The sequence below is a fragment of the Labrys sp. E2SS-1L genome (assembly GCF_057073705.1).
The window spans coordinates 3,025,803-3,041,658 of sequence record NZ_CP172712.1; the positions used below are offsets into that span (position 1 = coordinate 3,025,803).

24 protein-coding genes are annotated in these 15,856 nt (G+C 62.8%); 21 read left to right on the forward strand and 3 right to left on the reverse strand.

What is annotated here, in order from left to right; genetic code table 11:
• Window positions 1-184 precede the first annotated feature (184 nt).
• The 18 genes from rplN (at window position 185) to ACIGJE_RS14010 (ending at window position 11,894) form a co-directional block, all read left to right on the forward strand.
• The gene (gene rplN / locus ACIGJE_RS13925) at window positions 185-553 is read left to right on the forward strand and encodes a 50S ribosomal protein L14 (protein ID WP_311934483.1); all 369 of its coding nucleotides are present in this window, start codon (window positions 185-187) and stop codon (window positions 551-553) included.
• A 1-nt stretch (window position 554) separates the two neighbouring features.
• A complete protein-coding gene (rplX, locus tag ACIGJE_RS13930; protein ID WP_149254718.1) occupies window positions 555-872 on the forward strand; it encodes a 50S ribosomal protein L24 in 318 nt (105 codons plus the stop codon).
• Window positions 865-1,452, forward strand: a complete 588-nt coding sequence (rplE, locus tag ACIGJE_RS13935) for a 50S ribosomal protein L5 (protein WP_311934452.1) — start codon at window positions 865-867, stop codon at window positions 1,450-1,452. The genes rplX and rplE overlap by 8 nt, the downstream gene beginning before the upstream one ends.
• Before the next feature lie 42 nt (window positions 1,453-1,494).
• Window positions 1,495-1,800, forward strand: coding sequence for a 30S ribosomal protein S14 (gene rpsN, locus ACIGJE_RS13940; RefSeq protein ID WP_311934453.1), 306 nt, complete (start codon window positions 1,495-1,497; stop codon window positions 1,798-1,800).
• A gap of 12 nt (window positions 1,801-1,812) precedes the next feature.
• Window positions 1,813-2,211 (forward strand): 30S ribosomal protein S8, encoded by a 399-nt coding sequence (gene rpsH, locus ACIGJE_RS13945; protein ID WP_311934454.1) that lies wholly within the window; start codon window positions 1,813-1,815, stop codon window positions 2,209-2,211.
• A 17-nt stretch (window positions 2,212-2,228) separates the two neighbouring features.
• Window positions 2,229-2,762 carry a 50S ribosomal protein L6 gene (gene rplF, locus ACIGJE_RS13950; RefSeq protein WP_311934455.1) on the forward strand — a complete coding sequence of 178 codons (534 nt, stop codon included), beginning with the start codon at window positions 2,229-2,231 and terminating at the stop codon, window positions 2,760-2,762.
• Window positions 2,763-2,774: 12 nt separating this feature from the next.
• Window positions 2,775-3,137 (forward strand): 50S ribosomal protein L18, encoded by a 363-nt coding sequence (rplR, locus tag ACIGJE_RS13955; protein WP_149254721.1) that lies wholly within the window; start codon window positions 2,775-2,777, stop codon window positions 3,135-3,137.
• A gap of 12 nt (window positions 3,138-3,149) precedes the next feature.
• Window positions 3,150-3,707 carry a 30S ribosomal protein S5 gene (gene rpsE, locus ACIGJE_RS13960; protein ID WP_068292104.1) on the forward strand — a complete coding sequence of 186 codons (558 nt, stop codon included), beginning with the start codon at window positions 3,150-3,152 and terminating at the stop codon, window positions 3,705-3,707.
• Between the two features lie 16 nt (window positions 3,708-3,723).
• A complete protein-coding gene (gene rpmD / locus ACIGJE_RS13965; protein ID WP_311934456.1) occupies window positions 3,724-3,915 on the forward strand; it encodes a 50S ribosomal protein L30 in 192 nt (63 codons plus the stop codon).
• Between the two features lie 12 nt (window positions 3,916-3,927).
• Entirely contained in the window at window positions 3,928-4,407 is a 480-nt protein-coding gene (gene rplO / locus ACIGJE_RS13970; RefSeq protein ID WP_068292112.1) for a 50S ribosomal protein L15, read from the forward strand.
• A gap of 76 nt (window positions 4,408-4,483) precedes the next feature.
• Window positions 4,484-5,824: a preprotein translocase subunit SecY gene (gene secY, locus ACIGJE_RS13975; RefSeq protein WP_068292114.1), complete on the forward strand. Its 1,341-nt coding sequence runs from the start codon at window positions 4,484-4,486 to the stop codon at window positions 5,822-5,824.
• Window positions 5,824-6,414: an adenylate kinase gene (locus tag ACIGJE_RS13980; protein WP_311934457.1), complete on the forward strand. Its 591-nt coding sequence runs from the start codon at window positions 5,824-5,826 to the stop codon at window positions 6,412-6,414. Before secY ends, ACIGJE_RS13980 begins: the two co-directional genes overlap by 1 nt.
• Window positions 6,415-6,631: 217 nt before the next feature.
• Window positions 6,632-7,000, forward strand: a complete 369-nt coding sequence (gene rpsM, locus ACIGJE_RS13985; protein WP_068292123.1) for a 30S ribosomal protein S13 — start codon at window positions 6,632-6,634, stop codon at window positions 6,998-7,000.
• Between the two features lie 59 nt (window positions 7,001-7,059).
• Complete coding sequence (gene rpsK, locus ACIGJE_RS13990; protein ID WP_105862638.1) at window positions 7,060-7,452, forward strand: 30S ribosomal protein S11; 393 nt, start codon at window positions 7,060-7,062, stop codon at window positions 7,450-7,452.
• A 67-nt stretch (window positions 7,453-7,519) separates the two neighbouring features.
• Window positions 7,520-8,551, forward strand: coding sequence for a DNA-directed RNA polymerase subunit alpha (locus ACIGJE_RS13995; protein ID WP_209430830.1), 1,032 nt, complete (start codon window positions 7,520-7,522; stop codon window positions 8,549-8,551).
• A gap of 39 nt (window positions 8,552-8,590) precedes the next feature.
• A complete protein-coding gene (gene rplQ / locus ACIGJE_RS14000; RefSeq protein ID WP_068292128.1) occupies window positions 8,591-9,007 on the forward strand; it encodes a 50S ribosomal protein L17 in 417 nt (138 codons plus the stop codon).
• A 182-nt stretch (window positions 9,008-9,189) separates the two neighbouring features.
• A complete protein-coding gene (locus ACIGJE_RS14005) occupies window positions 9,190-10,584 on the forward strand; it encodes a Do family serine endopeptidase (protein WP_311934458.1) in 1,395 nt (464 codons plus the stop codon).
• Entirely contained in the window at window positions 10,584-11,894 is a 1,311-nt protein-coding gene (locus ACIGJE_RS14010) for a replication-associated recombination protein A (RefSeq protein WP_483680249.1), read from the forward strand. The genes ACIGJE_RS14005 and ACIGJE_RS14010 overlap by 1 nt, the downstream gene beginning before the upstream one ends.
• Before the next feature lie 97 nt (window positions 11,895-11,991).
• On the opposite strand, the gene ACIGJE_RS14015 is transcribed toward ACIGJE_RS14010, so the two are convergent.
• Entirely contained in the window at window positions 11,992-12,741 is a 750-nt protein-coding gene (locus tag ACIGJE_RS14015; RefSeq protein WP_367625744.1) for a pyridoxamine 5'-phosphate oxidase family protein, read from the reverse strand.
• A gap of 112 nt (window positions 12,742-12,853) precedes the next feature.
• Between ACIGJE_RS14015 and pdxR the strand changes: the two genes are divergently transcribed.
• A complete protein-coding gene (gene pdxR / locus ACIGJE_RS14020) occupies window positions 12,854-14,254 on the forward strand; it encodes a MocR-like pyridoxine biosynthesis transcription factor PdxR (RefSeq protein ID WP_483677724.1) in 1,401 nt (466 codons plus the stop codon).
• Here pdxR and ACIGJE_RS14025 read toward each other — a convergent pair.
• Both ACIGJE_RS14025 and ACIGJE_RS14030 read right to left on the reverse strand, forming a co-directional pair.
• Entirely contained in the window at window positions 14,249-14,671 is a 423-nt protein-coding gene (locus ACIGJE_RS14025; RefSeq protein ID WP_311934464.1) for a GFA family protein, read from the reverse strand. The two genes, pdxR and ACIGJE_RS14025, sit on opposite strands and share 6 nt — an antisense overlap.
• Window positions 14,672-14,731: 60 nt before the next feature.
• The gene (locus ACIGJE_RS14030; RefSeq protein ID WP_367625746.1) at window positions 14,732-15,160 is read right to left on the reverse strand and encodes a GFA family protein; all 429 of its coding nucleotides are present in this window, start codon (window positions 15,158-15,160) and stop codon (window positions 14,732-14,734) included.
• A gap of 70 nt (window positions 15,161-15,230) precedes the next feature.
• Here ACIGJE_RS14030 and ACIGJE_RS14035 point away from each other — a divergent pair, with 70 nt between their 5' ends.
• Both ACIGJE_RS14035 and ACIGJE_RS14040 read left to right on the forward strand, forming a co-directional pair.
• Window positions 15,231-15,488: a YjiS-like domain-containing protein gene (locus ACIGJE_RS14035; RefSeq protein ID WP_311934466.1), complete on the forward strand. Its 258-nt coding sequence runs from the start codon at window positions 15,231-15,233 to the stop codon at window positions 15,486-15,488.
• Window positions 15,463-15,795 (forward strand): ArsR/SmtB family transcription factor, encoded by a 333-nt coding sequence (locus tag ACIGJE_RS14040; RefSeq protein WP_415086374.1) that lies wholly within the window; start codon window positions 15,463-15,465, stop codon window positions 15,793-15,795. Before ACIGJE_RS14035 ends, ACIGJE_RS14040 begins: the two co-directional genes overlap by 26 nt.
• The last annotated feature ends 61 nt before the right edge of the window (window positions 15,796-15,856 follow it).

Consider the following 15,856-nt stretch of genomic DNA (forward strand, 5'->3'; position numbering starts at 1 on the left):
ACCGCCTTGGCCGCGCTTTCGTGCTTGTTAATGATTTGCCGGCCGCGAGGCTGGCGAAGTGGGCTCAAAGCCGAGCAGGCAGCGAGCTTCACGGCGGTTGGGTTTCGACCCTGCTGCCAAACCCGAGGTTGGGCCGGGTCCGCTGCGTGCGGATACCAGCCTGCGAAGAATAAGAGGGTACGTCATGATTCAGATGCAATCGAATCTCGACGTCGCGGACAATTCTGGTGCCCGACGCGTGATGTGCATCAAGGTTTTGGGCGGCTCGAAGCGGAAATATGCTTCCGTCGGCGACGTCATTGTCGTTTCGATCAAGGAAGCCATTCCGCGCGGGCGCGTCAAGAAGGGCGATGTGATGAAGGCCGTGGTCGTGCGTACGGCCAAGGACATCCGTCGTGCCGACGGTTCGGTGATCCGCTTCGACCGCAACGCGGCCGTGCTGATCAACAATCAGAAAGAGCCGATCGGCACCCGCATCTTCGGGCCGGTTCCGCGCGAGCTGCGCGCCAAGAACCACATGAAGATCATCTCTCTGGCTCCGGAGGTGTTGTAACATGGCCGCCAAGATCAAGAAGGGCGACAAGGTCGTCGTCATGACCGGCCGGTCCAAGGGCCGTGTCGGTGAAGTGATCCAGGTTTTCCCGGAAGAGAACCGCGCGATCATCCGCGGCGTGAACGTCGTGCGTCGCCATCAGCGCCAGACGGCGAGCCAGGAAGGCGGCGTGATCTCGAAGGAAGCGCCGATCCACCTGTCGAACGTCGCCATTGCCGATCCCAAGGATGGCAAGCCGACCCGCGTCGGTTTCAAGGTTCTCGATGGCGGCAAGAAGGTTCGCGTCGCCAAGCGTTCGGGAGAGCAGATCGATGGCTAAGTCCCCAGCCACCGCCGAGACCGCGAATGGCGATGCCTATTCGCCGCGTCTGAAGGCCTATTACAATGACGTGGTTCGTCCCGAGCTGATCAAGCAGTTCGGCTACAAGAACCCGATGGAAGTCCCCACGATCACCAAGATCGTGCTGAACATGGGCGTGGGCGAAGCCACCGCCGACACCAAGAAGGTCACCGTTGCGGCTGCCGATCTCGCTTTGATCGCGGGTCAGAAGCCGGTGATCACGCGGGCTCGCAAGGCGATCTCGCAGTTCAAGGTGCGTGAGAACATGCCGATCGGCGCGAAGGTCACCCTTCGCAAGACCCGCATGTATGAGTTCTTCGATCGCCTGGTGACGATCGCGCTGCCGCGCGTGCGTGACTTCCGTGGCCTCAACCCGAAGAGCTTCGATGGCCGTGGCAACTATGCCATGGGCTTCAAGGAGCACATCGTGTTCCCCGAGATCAACTACGACAAGGTCGATCAGGTTTGGGGTATGGACATCGTCGTCTGCACCACGGCCAAGACCGATGAAGAAGCGCGTGCGCTTCTGAAGTTGATGAACTTCCCCTTCCGGCAGTGAGGCGGTTGATCCGCCCTCAAACGCGGAACGTTGGAGACCTACATGGCTAAGAAAAGTTCGATTGAGAAGAACAAGCGTCGCGAGAAGCTCGCCAAGCAGTATGCTGGCCGGCGCTCCCGCTTGAAGGCCATCGCGAACGATGAGTCGTTGTCGATGGAAGAGCGCTTCACCGCTCGTCTGAAGCTCTCGGAACTGCCGCGCAACTCCGCCAAGGAGCGCGTGCGCAACCGTTGCGAAGTGACCGGCCGTCCGCGCGCCGTTTACCGCAAGCTGAAGATGTCGCGTATTGCTTTGCGCGAACTCGGTTCCAGGGGGCTGGTTCCCGGCCTCGTGAAGTCGAGCTGGTGAGGAGATATCGTCATGGCGATCAATGATCCTGTCGGCGATATGCTGACCCGTATCCGTAACGCGCAGATGCGCCGCAAGACCAGCGTGACCACGCCTGGTTCCGGCCAGCGTGCTCGCGTTCTCGATGTGCTGCAGGCGGAAGGCTATATCCGCACCTACACCGTTACCGATTTCGGCAACGGCCGCAGCGAGTTCGAGATTCAGTTGAAATATTATGATGGCGCACCGGTGATCCGCGAGATCGCCCGCGTCTCTAAGCCCGGCCGCCGCGTCTATGTGTCCGTCAAGGACATTCCGCGCGTCGCCAACGGACTGGGCGTGTCCATCGTTTCGACCCCGCGTGGTGTCATGGCCGATCATCAGGCTCGTGAATCCAACGTCGGTGGCGAAGTGATCTGCACCGTGTTCTGAGCCGGGGGAGAGTTAGAATGTCTCGTATCGGTAAGAAGCCGGTTGCTGTTCCTGCTGGCGTCACCGCCAGCCTGGACGGTCAGACCGTCAAGGCCAAGGGCCCCAAGGGCGAACTTTTCTTCACCATCCCCGACCTCATCTCGGTCGAGTTCAAGGACGGTGCGTTCAAGGTCGACCCGAAGGACGATTCCAAGGCCGCTCGCTCCCAGTGGGGCATGTCGCGCACCATGGTGTCCAACATCCTGGTCGGCGTGACGCAGGGCTTCGAGAAGCGTCTCGAAATCAACGGCGTCGGCTACAAGGCCGCCGTTGCCGGCAAGGTCGTCAAGCTGTCGCTCGGCTATTCGCACGACGTCGATTATCCGATCCCGGAAGGCATCACCGTGGTGACGCCCAAGCCGACGGAAATCGTCGTGTCGGGTATCGACAAGCAGAAGGTCGGCCAGGTCGCGGCTGAGATCCGCGAATATCGTGGTCCCGAACCCTATAAGGGCAAGGGCGTCAAGTATGCTGGCGAATTCATCTTCCGCAAGGAAGGCAAGAAGAAGTAACGGAGCCAATCCATGGCAAATGCAAGGCAAGCTCTTGAGCGCCGCAAGGCGCGTGTCCGCCGGCAGCTGCGCTCGGTGGCGAACGGACGGCCGCGCCTCTCGGTTTTCCGCTCTTCCAAGCACATCTACGCTCAGGTCATCGACGATGCGAACGGCAATACGCTGGTTTCCGCATCGACCCTCGAAAAGGACCTGCGCGGCAGCTTGAAGACGGGCGCCGACATCGAGGCCGCGAAGGTAATCGGCAAGCTCCTTGGCGAGCGTGCGGTTGCCAAGGGCGTCAAGGACGTCTTTTTCGATCGCGGCGGCTACATCTTCCACGGGCGCGTCAAGGCGCTCGCTGATGCGGCCCGCGAAAGCGGCCTCAACTTCTAAGGAACGGATTCTATGGCTCGTGAACGTGAACGTGATCGTCAGCGCGAAGAGCGCGACAGCGAGTTCGTGGACCGCCTTGTCCACATCAACCGCGTTGCCAAGGTGGTGAAGGGCGGCAAGCGCTTCGGTTTTGCGGCGCTCGTCGTCGTCGGTGACCAGAAGGGCCGTGTCGGCTACGGCCATGGCAAGGCTCGCGAAGTGCCGGAAGCCATCCGCAAGGCGACCGACCAGGCCAAGCGTGGTCTGGTGCGCGTGTCGCTGCGCGAGGGCCGCACCCTGCATCATGACGTCAATGGTCGTCATGGCGCCGGCAAGGTCATCCTGCGCGCCGCTCCGGCCGGTACCGGCATCATCGCCGGTGGCCCGATGCGCGCCGTGTTCGAATCGCTCGGCATGCATGACGTCGTCGCCAAGTCGCTGGGGTCGTCCAACCCCTACAACCTGGTGCGCGCCACTTTCGACGCCCTGAAGCATGAGGACAGCCCGCGTTCGGTCGCGGCGCGCCGCAGCCTCAAGGTGTCGCAGATCCAGAGCCGCCGTCAGGGCATCGACGCCGAGTCGACGGACTGATCGGAGGGGATGAGCAATGGCTAAGACCAAGACCGTTACGGTCGAGCAGATCGGTAGCCCGATCCGCCGTACCTCGGACCAGCGCGCGACCCTCGTCGGCCTGGGCCTCAACAAGATCCGCCGCAGGAGCACGCTGGAAGATACGCCGGCCGTGCGTGGCATGATCGCCAAGCTCGGCCACCTCGTCCGCGTGGTCGAGGCCGAGTAAGGAGACGCGACGATGAAACTCAACGATCTTCGCGACAATGAAGGCGCTACCAAGGCTCGTATCCGCGTCGGACGCGGTATCGGCTCTGGCAAGGGCAAGACCGGCGGCCGTGGCGTCAAGGGTCAGACCTCGCGCACCGGCGTCGCCATCAAGGGCTTCGAAGGTGGTCAGATGCCGCTGCATCGCCGCCTGCCCAAGCGTGGCTTCAACAACATCTTCGCCCTGGACTTCGCCGAGGTGAACCTCGACCGTATCCAGGTCGCCGTCGACGCCGGCAAGCTCGACGCCAAGGCTCCGGTCACCGCCGAAGCCCTGGTGCAGGCTGGCGTGATCCGTCGCGTCCTGGATGGCGTTCGCCTGCTCGGCCGCGGCGAGATCAAGGCCAAGCTCGCCTTCGAGGTCGCCGGTGCGACCAAGAGCGCCGTGGCCGCGGTCGAAAAGGCCGGCGGTTCCGTCAAGGTGCTGAAGGCTGTGGCAAAGGCGGAAGCCTGATCCTATATGAGAGCGGCTCGCCTCGTCTGGCGGGCCGCACCTTTTTTGGCGCGCTTTCGACACGGCGGAGCACCACATGGCATCGGCGGCGGAGCAGCTTGCTGCGAGCATCAATTGGAGTTCGTTCTCCAAGGCTGACGAACTCAAGAAGCGTATCTGGTTTACGCTTGGTGCGTTGGTCATCTATCGGCTGGGAACCTATATCCCGCTGCCCGGAATCAATCCCGAAGCCTATAAGTCTGCCTTCGACGGCCAGGCCGGCGGTATTCTCGGCCTCTTCAACATGTTCTCGGGCGGCGCCGTTTCGCGCATGGCGATCTTTGCGCTCGCCATCATGCCCTATATCTCCGCTTCGATCATCATCCAGCTTTTGACGACGGTGGTGCCCCAGCTTGAGGCTCTCAAGAAAGAGGGTGAGCAGGGCCGCAAGATCATGAACCAGTATACGCGCTACCTCACGGTGGTGCTGGCGACTGCGCAGGCCTGGGGCATTGCCATCGGGCTCGAGGGCGGGCAGGGGGGCATCGTGCTCGCGCCCGGACTGTTCTTCAAGATTTCGACCACGATCACGCTGGTCGGCGGCACCATGTTCCTGCTGTGGCTGGGCGAGCAGATCACCTCGCGCGGCATTGGCAACGGTACCTCTCTGATCATCCAGGCAGGTATCGTCGCCGAGTTCCCGGCGCATCTGGGTCAGATGCTCGACCTGGCGCGGACCGGCGGCATGTCGCCGGTGACGCTGCTGGTTTCGGTCGCTGTCGCCGTTGCCGTCGTACTGGCCATCGTCTTCTTCGAGCGCGCGCAGCGTCGTCTGCTGATTCAGTATCCCAAGCGCCAGGTCGGCAACCGGCTCTATGAGGGCCAGTCCTCGCATCTGCCGCTGAAGCTGAACACCTCGGGCGTGATTCCGCCGATCTTCGCTTCGTCGCTGCTGTTGCTGCCGACCACGGCTGCTGCCTTCGTGGCGCAGGGCAACCCCAATTCCTGGCTGGCGAATGTCTCGATCTACCTGAACCACGGCAAGCCGCTGTTCATGGTGCTCTACGCCCTGTTGATCGTGTTCTTCTGCTTCTTCTATACGGCCATCGTGTTCAATCCGACCGAGACGGCCGACAATCTCAAGAAGCATGGCGGCTTCATTCCGGGCATCCGTCCGGGCGAGAACACCGCCAAGTTCATCGACTATGTGCTCACGCGCATCACCGTGGTCGGTGCGATTTATATCGCCCTGGTTTGCATGGTCCCGGAAATTCAGAATTATATGGTTCCCTCGATTCCCTTCGTGCTGGGCGGTACGTCGCTGCTCATCACGGTGAGCGTCTCGATGGACACGCTGGCCCAGGTTCATGGCCATCTGCTTGCCCATCAGTATGAAGGGCTGGTACGCAAGACCAAGCTGAGGGGGAGCCGTCGCTGATGAAGCTCATTCTGCTGGGACCGCCGGGGGCGGGCAAGGGGACCCAGGCTGTCAGGCTGGCGGAGAAGCACGGCATTCCGCAGCTCTCGACGGGTGACATGCTGCGTGCGGCCGTGCAGGCCGGCACGCCGGTCGGGTTGAAGGCCAAGGCCGTCATGGATTCCGGTGGGCTGGTTTCGGACGACATCGTCGTCGGTATCGTCGCCGATCGCATCGAGGAAAAGGATGCGGCCAATGGCTTCATCCTCGACGGTTTCCCGCGCACCGTGGCACAGGCCTCGGCCCTCGACCGGATGCTGGCGGAGAAAGGCCTGCGCCTTGACGCCGTGATCGAGTTCGTCGTCGACGAATCCGTGCTGCTGTCGCGCATCGAGAAGCGCGCCGCCGATACGGTTGCCCGCGGCGAGAAGGTGCGGCCGGACGACAATGCGGAAGCCTTCAAGACCCGTCTTGAAGCCTACCGCGCCCAGACGGCACCGCTGTCTGACTATTATCGCAAGAGCGGCGATCTTCGCCCCATCGACGCGATGAAGTCGATCGACGAGGTCACTCGCGAGATCGACACCACACTGGCGGCGGTCTCGGTCTGATTCGCCACCCGCATACGCCGTGAGGCGATATGCATGAAGTTTGTCTTTACGAGTTGACGTCTTCGCAGAGAATCTCTAGAAGACGGCTCTCACGTCAAAGACGCGCGGGTCGATCGCTCGGTCAGAGCGAACGGCTCGTTTTTGCGCTGCCGGTTCGCCGGCGATGATTGAACTGATATTCGGCCCTACGCCGGATCAAAGATTTGGAGACCGGAACGTGGCCCGCATCGCTGGTGTCAACATTCCCACTGCCAAGCGTGTCGAAATCGCGCTGCAATATATCCACGGCATTGGCCCCGCCAAAGCCAAGGAGATCGTTGCCAAGGTCGGCATTGCGCCTGAGCGCCGTGTCCACCAGCTGTCGGACCAGGAAGTCCTGCAGATCCGCGAAACTATCGACCGCGATTACATCGTGGAAGGTGATCTTCGTCGCGACGTCGCGATGAACATCAAGCGTCTGATGGATCTGGGCTGCTATCGCGGTCTGCGTCATCGTCGCAGCTTGCCCGTTCGTGGCCAGCGCACGCATACCAATGCCCGTACCCGCAAGGGCAAGGCAAAGCCGATCGCCGGCAAGAAGAAGTAATTCGTTTTCATTCAATCCCGAGCGCCTGGTACCACGGGCGCGCTTGAAGGATCCATACTATGGCAAAAGAAGCCACTGGTCGCGTTCGCCGTCGCGAGCGCAAGAATATCGTTTCTGGCGTTGCTCACGTCAATTCGAGCTTCAACAACACCATGATCACCATCACCGACGCCCAGGGCAACACCATTGCCTGGTCCTCGTCGGGCACGATGGGTTTCAAGGGTTCGCGTAAGTCGACCCCCTATGCCGCGCAGATGGCCGCTGAAGACGCCGGCCGCAAGGCCAGCGAGCATGGCATGCGTACGCTGGAAGTTGAAGTTTCTGGTCCGGGTTCGGGTCGTGAATCGGCTCTGCGCGCCTTGCAGGCGTCGGGCTTCACGATCACGTCGATCCGCGACGTGACGCCAATTCCGCATAATGGTTGCCGCCCGCGTAAGCGTCGTCGCGTCTAATTCCGCGATTTGAGATGGCCCGGCCGCTATTCGAGCGTGCCGGGCTTGTTGGCCGCACCGAGACCGATTGAAGGGTGTCGTCGTGATTCAGAAGAACTGGCAGGAACTTATCAAGCCCCAAAAGCTCGAAGTGACTCCGGGAGAAGATCCGAAGAGCCAGGCAACCGCCGTTGCCGAGCCGCTGGAGCGTGGCTTTGGCGTGACTTTGGGCAATGCGCTGCGCCGCGTTTTGCTGTCGTCCCTGCAGGGCGCGGCCGTGACGTCGGTGCATATCGATGGCGTGTTGCACGAGTTCTCGTCGATCCCCGGCGTGCGTGAGGACGTGACCGATATCGTCCTCAACATCAAGGAAATTGCCGTCAAGATGGCGGCCGAGGGACCCAAGCGGATCGTGCTGAAGAAGCAGGGTCCGGGACAGGTCTTCGCTGGCGACATCCAGACCACCGGCGACATCCAAATCCTCAATCCCGAGCACGTGCTGTGCACGCTGGACGAGGGTGCCGAGATCCGCATGGAGTTCACGGTCAACACCGGCAAGGGCTATGTGGCGGCTGACCGCAACCGGCCCGAGGATGCCCCGATCGGTCTCATTCCGGTCGACAGCCTTTATTCGCCGGTGAAGAAGGTGGCTTTCAAGGTGGAAAACACCCGTGAAGGCCAGATCCTCGACTATGACAAGCTGACGCTGACGGTCGAGACCAATGGCTCGATCACCCCGGAAGACGCGTTGGCCTTCGCGGCCCGCATCATCCAGGACCAGCTCGAAGTCTTCGTCAACTTCGAGGAGCCGAAGAAGGAATCCGAGGCCCCGGCCATTCCGGAGCTCGCCTTCAACCCGGCGCTGCTCAAGAAGGTGGACGAGCTGGAACTGTCGGTCCGTTCGGCAAACTGCCTGAAGAACGACAACATCGTCTATATCGGCGATCTGATCCAGAAGACGGAAGCGGAAATGCTCCGTACGCCGAACTTCGGCCGCAAGTCCTTGAACGAGATCAAGGAAGTGCTGGCTCAGATGGGTCTTCATCTGGGCATGGAAGTGCCCGGCTGGCCGCCGGAAAACATCGAAGAGCTCGCCAAGCGCTTCGAAGAACATTATTGATCTGGCGCATCGCGCTGCCAAACTTGAAGGAACAGGGCAATGCGTCACGGCAAGGCTCACCGCAAATTCAACCGTACCGCCGAACATCGCAAGGCGATGTTCGAGAACATGGCGGCTTCGCTCATCAAGCATGAGCAGATCGTCACCACGCTTCCCAAGGCCAAGGACCTGCGTCCGATCGTCGAGAAGCTGGTTACCCTCGGCAAGCGTGGCGACCTGCATGCCCGCCGCCAGGCCATTGCGACGCTTCAGGACGAGACCATCGTCCGGAAGCTCTTCGACGTGCTGGCGACCCGCTACAAGGACCGCCAGGGTGGCTACACCCGCGTGCTGAAGGCCGGCTTCCGCCATGGCGATTCCGCGCCGATCGGCGTGATTGAGTTCGTCGATCGCGACGTGTCGGCCAAGGGCCAGGACTCCGGTCCGGTCGCCGAGGACCAGGCCGAAGCGGCCTGATCGTTCGATCGCGGATCCAGAATTTGAAGGGGCGGTGCGCAAGCGCCGCCCCTTTTTCGTTTTTGCAAGGCAGACTGGAAGTCCGCGCTCCAGACGACCACATTTGTACCATTGGCTTTGCGCATGATCTGGTCCAGAAGGGTCTGCGAAACCGATCAAGCCGTACCACTCGGAGTTCATCCATGCGTCGACTGTCCTATGCCGCTTTCGTGCTTCTGGCGGGCCTCGTGCCGGCGCAAGCCCAGGATAGCGTCGTTCCCGAAAGCGCGGCACAGGTGAAGCTGTCCTTCGCCCCGGTCGTGAAGAGCGTCACGGCGGCGGTGGTCAACGTCTATGCCCAGCATGTGGAGAAGGCGCAGGCCAATCCGATGTTCAACGATCCCTTCTTCCGCCAGTTCTTCGGCGGCGGAGCGGCGCCGCGCGAGCGGGTGGAGCGCTCGCTCGGCTCGGGCGTGATCGTCGCCAAGGACGGCATGATCGTCACCAATTATCACGTGATCGCCAATGCCACGCAGGTCCGTGTCGCCCTGTCCGACAAACGGGAATTCGATGCGGACATCATCCTCAAGGACCAGCGCGCCGACCTCGCCGTGCTCCGCCTCAAGGGGGTGAAGGGTGACCTCGCCACCCTCGATTTCGCCGATTCCGACAAGGTGCAGGTGGGAGATCTGGTGCTCGCCGTCGGCGACCCCTTCGGCGTCGGCCAGACCGTGACTTCAGGCATCGTGTCGGCGCTGGCGCGCAGCCAGGTCGGCCAGTCGGACTTCCAGTCCTTCATCCAGACCGATGCCGCCATCAATCCGGGTAATTCCGGTGGCGCGCTGGTCGATCTCAACGGCAAGCTGGTGGGCATCAACACGGCGATCGTCTCGCGTTCGGGCGGCAATATCGGCATCGGCTTTGCAATCCCCGCCGCCATGGTCAAGGTGGTGGTGGCCTCTGCGCAGGCCGGTTCCGACCGGGTCTTGCGCCCCTGGATCGGCGCCAGCATGCAGAGCGTTTCGTCCGAGATCGCCGAGTCGCTATCGATGGAGCGGCCGAGCGGCGCCCTGGTGACCGAGGTCGCCAAGAACGGGCCGGCTGCCGAGGGGGGTCTGCAGACCGGCGATGTCGTGCTGGCCGTCGACGGCGCTGCCGTTTCCGATCCCGACGAGTTTGGCTATCGCTTCGCGACCAAGCCCCTGGGGGGCGAGGCGCAGCTCGATGTGTTGCGCAAGGGCGAGCGGCTGAAGGTTTCGGTCAAGCTTGCGGCTGCGCCCGAGACCACGCCACGGGACGAGACCGTGCTGCAGGGCCGCTCGCCGCTCAGCGGCGCCACGGTCGCCAATCTCTCGCCGGCCATGGCTGAGACCCTGGGCATGCCGCTCGACACCAACGGCGTGGTGGTCACCAATGTCGAGGACGACAGCGCCGCGGCCAATTTCGGCTTTCAGAAGAAGGACGTGATCCAGGTCATCAACGGCCAGAAGGTCGATGATGCCAAGGCGTTGGACGCCTTGGTGCAGGAACCGCGACGGTTGTGGCGCATCACCATCGTCAGGGATGGCCAGCAAATCTCGACGATCCTGGGGGGATGATGTCGGACCTGTTTGCGGCAGCGGGACTGGAGAAGGGCGCGCCACGGCCGCTGGCCGACAGGATGCGCCCCAAGCACCTCTCCGAGGTGGCGGGGCAGGATCATCTCGTCGGTGCCGAGGGCGCGCTTACGCGTCTGCTGGCGTCGGGCTCGGTCGGCAGCCTGATCTTCTGGGGCCCGCCCGGCACCGGCAAGACCACGGTGGCACGCCTGCTGGCTGGCGAGACCGATCTCGCCTTCGAACAGATCTCGGCGATCTTCACCGGCGTCGCCGACCTGAAGAAGGTGTTCGAGGCGGCGCGCTCGCGGCGGATGATGGGGCGCGGCACGCTGCTTTTCGTCGACGAGATCCATCGCTTCAACCGGGCCCAGCAGGATGGCTTCCTGCCGGTGATGGAGGACGGCACCGTGACGCTGGTGGGCGCCACCACCGAAAACCCATCCTTCGAGCTCAACGCGGCCTTGCTGTCGCGGGCCCGGGTGATGGTGTTCAATGCCCTGGATGAGGCGGCGATCTTGAGTCTCCTCACCCATGCCGAGGAAGTCGAGGGCAGGAAGCTGCCTCTCGACGAGGAGGCGAGGGCGGTGCTGGTGCGCATGGCCGACGGCGACGGCAGGGCCAGCTTGACCCTGGCCGAGGAAGCCTGGCGCGCGGCCAAGCCCGGCGAGGTCTTCACAGCGGCCAAGCTACAGCAGGTGCTGCAGCGCCGGGCCCCGATCTATGACAAGTCGGCCGATGGCCACTACAATCTGATCTCGGCCCTGCACAAATCGGTGCGCGGTTCCGATCCCGACGCGGCGCTCTATTATCTCGCGCGCATGTTCGATGCCGGCGAGGATCCGCTGTTCATTGCGCGGCGGGTGGTGCGCATGGCGGTGGAGGATATCGGCCTCGCCGATCCGCAGGCGCTGGTGGTCGCCAATGCCGCCAAGGATGCCTATGATTTCCTCGGCAGCCCGGAGGGCGAACTCGCCATCGCCCAAGCCGTGATCTATGTGGCGACGGCCCCGAAGTCGAATGCGGCCTATAGTGCCTACAAGGCGGCGATGCGCCTTGCCAAGGAAGGGGGCTCGCTGATGCCGCCCAAGATCATCCTCAACGCGCCGACCAAGCTGATGCAGGCCGAGAGCTACGGCCAGGGCTATCGCTACGACCATGACGAGCTCGAAGCCTTTTCGGGCCAGAACTATTTCCCGGATGCTTTGGGGCGGCGCCAGTTCTACGAGCCGGTCGAGCGCGGCTTCGAGCGCGAGATCCGCAAGCGGCTGGAGTATTGGGACAAGATCCGGCGGGAGCGGGGGGAAGGCTAGCCTTCCTGGGCCGCAGGCGCCCCGCCGGCACCTTCCTCTCCTCAACACGCGACGTTTCCAAGGGCAGGCGAGACACCTGCGATCCCGGATCGGTCGCTCAGTCTGCCAATTCTGCTACTTCCTCTTCACCTTCATAGAGGTGTTGCGCTTCAAGCAAGGCTTCGTCGAGTCGTCGGCCGGCCAGATAACCTGCCAGGCCGGCGCCCTTTGCCATGCCCGGCAGCAGGCGCGGGCAGGCCTCGCTGGCGCCGATAACCGTCTGGACAGGGAAGACGCCGGCCCAGACCGGATGGCCGTAATCCTCTTCGTCGTCACCGACGCCGGCGGCGCGCACCTTGGCCGAGGCCTCCTCGATGCGCATGCCGATCACCGTGGTTGCCTTCGATTCCTGCGCATGGGTCTGGCGCAGCTCCGCGGCTCGGCCGGGAAAAAAGCGATCGACCACACCGAGCAGCGCCTTCGCCTTCTCATCTGGGTCGTCGATCATGCGGGCGGTGCCGAAGCAGATCGCCGAGCGGTAATTGGCCGAATGATTGAAGCCGCTGCGCGCCAGCACCAAGCCGTCGAGATGCGAGACCGTCAGGCAGACCGGCGTACCGCCCTTGAGATTGCGCAGCATGCGGCTGGCCGAGGAGCCGTGCCAATAGAGCCAATCGCCCGCGCGCCAGTGAATGGTGGGTGTGCAATAGGGCTGCCCATCGATGACATAGGCGACATGGCACAGGAGACCGGCATCGAGCACGGCATAGACGGCCTCATGGTCATAGCGGCCACGATCGTGCCGCCGCTTCAATCGGTTGCGCCCGGTGACGGCGAAACGCTCCTTTGTTGCTTCCTGTTCTTTCATGGTGCCTTGCTTTCAACGATGAAGATGCGCAGGGTGCGTCATCGTATTGGTTCAGGAAAGATCCAATTTGGCTAAAAAAATTCGAACCAATTTGCCGGATTGGTCGACCCTGATGCCCGTCTTGCCGGGGTGGGGTCCGCGCAGGCGCGAGCTCTATATTGCCATGCGTAGACTAATCGAGACCGGACTGGCACGACCGGGCGCCAAGCTGCCGACGACGCGTGACCTCGCCAAGCGCCTCGGCCTGTCGCGAGCCGCTGCCGTTGCCGCCTTCGAGATGCTCGTTGCCGACGGCTTCGTCGAGGCACGCATCGGAGCGGGTACCTTCGTGGCGGCACAGGTACCGAAAGTCTCGGAGCGAGCTGCCAGCCAGCCTGGGCAGGTTTCGGCCTCGCCGGCCCTGCCTTGCGAACTGGGCGTGGCCAGCATCGACGGCAAGACCATGCGTGTCTTTCGCGGCTTGCTCTCCCGAAATCTCGCCCAGCCGGGACCGGAACATTTTCGCTATGGCGATCCGCGCGGCGGGAACAAGTTGCGGGAAGCCATTGCGGCCTATCTGCGGGCGGCGCGGGGCGTGCGTTGCGATGCCGAGCAGATCGTCGTCACCACCGGCACCATGCATGGGCTCGATCTCGTCGTGCGCACCGTTCTCAAGCCGGGTGACGTCGCCTGGATCGAGGATCCGTGCTATCCGCTGGCCAGGGCCACGCTGGAAGCCGCGGGCGCCAAGCTGATCGGCGTGCCCATCGACGGGGAGGGGATCGACGCCGCCGGAGGCGAGAATCTCGGGGGCGGCGGGCGGCTCGTCTACGTCACGCCCTCGCATCAGTTTCCGCTCGGCGTCACCATGACCATGCGCCGCCGCCTGGCTCTGATCGACTGGGCTGATCGCAACGATGCCTGGATCATCGAAGACGACTATGACAGCGAATTCCGCTTCTCGGGCCCGCCGCTCACCGCCTTGCAGGGTATGGATGGCGCCGGTCGGGTCGTCTATCTCGGCACGTTCTCCAAGGTCCTGTTTCCGGGTATCCGTATCGGCTATGCGGTGCTGCCGGAGGCCTTGCTCGACAGGGTGCTGCGCCTGAGGACCCTGTCCGACAGGCAGCCACCTAGCCTCGTGCAGGGGGCCGCGGCCGATTTCCTCAACGATGGCCATTTCGCAGCCCATCTGCGCCGGGCCCGGCGGCGCGTGCGGGCCGCGCGGGACGAGTTCGTTACGGCACTCCGCCGTCACTGCGACGGTATGCTCGACTTTGCCGTGCCGGAGCATGGACTTCATCTGGTGGCGGCTTTGGCTGCTTCGGCCGGTGATCGCGATCTGGTCCGCAGCCTGCTTGCCGAAGGCGTCGGGGCGCGGGCCTTGTCGCCGATGTATGTGGATGCGCCGGCTCGTCAGGGCCTCGTGCTCGGCTTCTCGGGATTCGAGCCGGACGTCCTGACGAGTGCCGCGAGGCGCATTGGCGATGTGCTGGGCGACGCCCTCAAGGCCGGTGCGCCGATCCGTTCATAGACGATCGGGCTCTTGCCCCGCCTGCGGCAAGCCATCAGCAATCTCGTAATAGTCGCCCTTCTGATTCACGCAGATATGCTTGATCAGTTTGAGGCCGGTCGGTTCGTTGAGCGTTCCCGCCGCAATGGAGATGTGGTCGCTGCCCTTGCCGTCCCAGAAGATCTGGGCGCCGCATTTGGAGCAGAAACCGCGACGCGCCGTCGGCGATGATCGATACCAGCGCAGCTTGTTGGTCGGCGCGATTTCGAGATCGGCAGGGTCACAGGCCGCATAGGCCCCGAAATGGCTGTGCAGCCGCCGGCACAGGATGCAGTGGCAAGCCCAGACGTCACGCACGGCGCCACGGATGGTATAGCGCACCGATCCGCACAGGCAGCCGCCTGTCGCTCGTATGGGACGTTCCTGGCTCGTCGGCATCGTCAACTTTCCTTTGGTGTCGCTCGTCGTCAGACCTGAGGCGGCAGGGGCGCGCTATTCTCAACACCTGCTTTGCGGATCTCGCCCGCCCTCCTGGGGCAAGCCATCGGCAAGTTCGTAATAATCGCCCTTCTGGTTCACGCAGACATGCTTGACCAGCCTGAGCCTTGTGGGTTCGTCAATGCTCGAAGCCATGATGGAAACATGACTGCGTCCGCTGCCGAACGAAAAAAGCTGCGCTCCACATTTGGAGCAGAAGCCGCGCCGGGCCATTGGCGACGCGCGATGCCAGCGCAGCCGCGTGGAAGGCAGGATCTCGAGATCGGCGGCATCGCAGGCCGTATAGGCGCAGCAATGGCCGTGTAGACGCCGGCATATCAGACAATGGCAGGCCTTCACGTCCGCCAGCGCGCCGCGCACGACATACCGTATCGACCCGCACAGGCAGCCGCCGCTGGCGCGTATCGCCCTGTCGTCGCTTTGCTTCATTGCAGCCTCCTTGAAAATTCAAAAAATAGGACTACATTTCTGGAACTATGGTTCTATTCAGGAGGCGACCATGTTTGGCTGGATCAAGGACATTCTCGGAGATTTGCTTGCGGAGCGCCAGCGCCGTGCCAATATCGAGTACTTCGATGGGCTGAGTGACCGGGTATTGCGGGATATTGGTATCGAGAGAAGCGATATTGAAAAAATTTTCGACCGGGCCGATCCTTTCTGGCAAAGACGGCGGCGTTCTCTCGCCGATTCCTGGACGGTCCTGAAGCATTTTGGAGGCGCACGAAAACACAATGGCGCTGGCGGATATGGCGTTTGACGATGCGGCGCGGTGCTTGGCTGAGCTCGGCCACCCGCACAGGCTTCAGATTTTCCAGCTGCTGATCAAGGCTGGGGATGATGGCCTTGCCGTCGGCGACATCCAGAGGGAACTCGGTATTCCCAAATCGACCCTGGCCCATCATATCGCGCAATTATTGGCCGTGGGCCTGATGACGCAAGAGCGGCAGGGCCGGGTACAGCGCTGCCGCATCGCCGCCAGTAAGGCCAGCGCCTTCGTGAATTTCTTCGTGGCCGATTGCTGTGAAGGATTGCCGGGCATCGAGGGCCTGGAAGCCGGAGCCTAGCTGCACTGCGGCTCACCCGGGTATCGTTCAGCTTTGCTGGCTTGACACGGCAATCCAGCGC

Excerpts from the sequence above, each read along its gene's own strand:
- rplN (WP_311934483.1), top strand. The coding sequence starts at position 185 with ATGATTCAGATGCAATCGAATCTCGACGTCGCGGACAATTCTGGTGCC.
- rplX (WP_149254718.1), top strand. The coding sequence starts at position 555 with ATGGCCGCCAAGATCAAGAAGGGCGACAAGGTCGTCGTCATGACCGGC.
- rplE (WP_311934452.1), top strand. The coding sequence starts at position 865 with ATGGCTAAGTCCCCAGCCACCGCCGAGACCGCGAATGGCGATGCCTAT.
- rpsN (WP_311934453.1), top strand. The coding sequence starts at position 1,495 with ATGGCTAAGAAAAGTTCGATTGAGAAGAACAAGCGTCGCGAGAAGCTC.
- rpsH (WP_311934454.1), top strand. The coding sequence starts at position 1,813 with ATGGCGATCAATGATCCTGTCGGCGATATGCTGACCCGTATCCGTAAC.
- rplF (WP_311934455.1), top strand. The coding sequence starts at position 2,229 with ATGTCTCGTATCGGTAAGAAGCCGGTTGCTGTTCCTGCTGGCGTCACC.
- rplR (WP_149254721.1), top strand. The coding sequence starts at position 2,775 with ATGGCAAATGCAAGGCAAGCTCTTGAGCGCCGCAAGGCGCGTGTCCGC.
- rpsE (WP_068292104.1), top strand. The coding sequence starts at position 3,150 with ATGGCTCGTGAACGTGAACGTGATCGTCAGCGCGAAGAGCGCGACAGC.
- rpmD (WP_311934456.1), top strand. The coding sequence starts at position 3,724 with ATGGCTAAGACCAAGACCGTTACGGTCGAGCAGATCGGTAGCCCGATC.
- rplO (WP_068292112.1), top strand. The coding sequence starts at position 3,928 with ATGAAACTCAACGATCTTCGCGACAATGAAGGCGCTACCAAGGCTCGT.
- secY (WP_068292114.1), top strand. The coding sequence starts at position 4,484 with ATGGCATCGGCGGCGGAGCAGCTTGCTGCGAGCATCAATTGGAGTTCG.
- ACIGJE_RS13980 (WP_311934457.1), top strand. The coding sequence starts at position 5,824 with ATGAAGCTCATTCTGCTGGGACCGCCGGGGGCGGGCAAGGGGACCCAG.
- rpsK (WP_105862638.1), top strand. The coding sequence starts at position 7,060 with ATGGCAAAAGAAGCCACTGGTCGCGTTCGCCGTCGCGAGCGCAAGAAT.
- rplQ (WP_068292128.1), top strand. The coding sequence starts at position 8,591 with ATGCGTCACGGCAAGGCTCACCGCAAATTCAACCGTACCGCCGAACAT.
- ACIGJE_RS14005 (WP_311934458.1), top strand. The coding sequence starts at position 9,190 with ATGCGTCGACTGTCCTATGCCGCTTTCGTGCTTCTGGCGGGCCTCGTG.
- ACIGJE_RS14010 (WP_483680249.1), top strand. The coding sequence starts at position 10,584 with ATGTCGGACCTGTTTGCGGCAGCGGGACTGGAGAAGGGCGCGCCACGG.
- ACIGJE_RS14015 (WP_367625744.1), bottom strand. The coding sequence starts at position 12,741 with ATGAAAGAACAGGAAGCAACAAAGGAGCGTTTCGCCGTCACCGGGCGC.
- pdxR (WP_483677724.1), top strand. The coding sequence starts at position 12,854 with ATGCCCGTCTTGCCGGGGTGGGGTCCGCGCAGGCGCGAGCTCTATATT.
- ACIGJE_RS14025 (WP_311934464.1), bottom strand. The coding sequence starts at position 14,671 with ATGCCGACGAGCCAGGAACGTCCCATACGAGCGACAGGCGGCTGCCTG.
- ACIGJE_RS14030 (WP_367625746.1), bottom strand. The coding sequence starts at position 15,160 with ATGAAGCAAAGCGACGACAGGGCGATACGCGCCAGCGGCGGCTGCCTG.
- ACIGJE_RS14035 (WP_311934466.1), top strand. The coding sequence starts at position 15,231 with ATGTTTGGCTGGATCAAGGACATTCTCGGAGATTTGCTTGCGGAGCGC.
- ACIGJE_RS14040 (WP_415086374.1), top strand. The coding sequence starts at position 15,463 with ATGGCGCTGGCGGATATGGCGTTTGACGATGCGGCGCGGTGCTTGGCT.